The organism is Aliiroseovarius crassostreae, from assembly GCF_001307765.1.
Lineage (GTDB): Bacteria > Pseudomonadota > Alphaproteobacteria > Rhodobacterales > Rhodobacteraceae > Aliiroseovarius > Aliiroseovarius crassostreae.
Genome location: NZ_LKBA01000022.1, coordinates 1 through 955, shown reverse-complemented (window position 1 = coordinate 955; position 955 = coordinate 1). Strand labels below are relative to the sequence as shown.

Below are 955 nucleotides of genomic sequence, written 5' to 3'. Positions count from 1 at the left end.
GCGCCTTCGGTGTCGGACCATGTGTTATGTCAGAGACCATGACCTGGCTCGAACAGCAACTCGCAGCCTGACTCCGTCCAGCGAGAGGGTCATTGCGGCTCAATAAAATGTTTGCAACAGAGCCGGCAGCGCCCCTAAGCACATGCCAGTTTGCTGGCATCACAAAAGAGGCGCAACGTATGTGCGAGTGCGGGCACCGCGCTTGGGGTAGGGGCATAGCCCTGTAGGGGTATACCCCTATGGCGCACAGCGCCATTTTTTTTTGCAGCGCAAGCCGTCACGGGCGAATTTCCAATTCGGACGTGACGGCAGCAGCTTCCCGGTGTCAGCCATTATTTTTCAGGATATTCCCATAAGTGATTGGCCCTGCTGGCCCGAAACTGCGAAATCGGACAAATTCTGGAACATTTGTGAACGCGGCTTTTATCACAAGTGGTTGGGTGCCATTACGAAACAATCCCCCTGGGATGTCTATGCCGCGAAACAGCACCTACTGAATTGCGATAGTGTGGGCCTCTGGAAAAACCCCTATTTCTTCATGCACATAACGAGTATTGTAGACTTCGAAATTTAGAAGGTCGGCTGCGGGGCTTCCAAAATGCCATTTGTCACAATTCTTGAAATTGATAACGACCCACTTGGATCTACAAATGTCACGGTTCTAAACGCGTATCAGGTCGAAATTATCGATGATGATGACACGCTCGAAGACCCGGATGCAGATGGTAGCCAACAACTGGACGTTTCGAGCGTACCCGGCTTCCTGGGCAACTCAACCAATTTTCAAACTTTTGAGACCTATAGCGGCGACGTTGGCGGCTCTCCCGTCGGCTCTGTTGCAAACTTCTCCGTGCGGCCCCATTTTTAAGTTTCGCCAGGCAGGAGGGATGCTCCATGAGTGATTTCAAAGGACGGCATTTCAGCGGTGAGGTCGTGCTTTGGGCGGTGCGATGGT

At 52.4% G+C, this 955-nt stretch carries 1 protein-coding gene; it reads left to right on the top strand.

The features are described 5' to 3' along the window. Positions 1 to 598: 598 nt before the first annotated feature. Positions 599 to 868, top strand: a complete 270-nt coding sequence (locus AKJ29_RS15785; protein WP_055192511.1) for a hypothetical protein — start codon at positions 599 to 601, stop codon at positions 866 to 868. The last annotated feature ends 87 nt before the right edge of the window (positions 869 to 955 follow it).

Coding starts and splice junctions, on each gene's coding strand:
- AKJ29_RS15785 (WP_055192511.1), top strand. CDS start 599: ATGCCATTTGTCACAATTCTTGAAATTGATAACGACCCACTTGGATCT.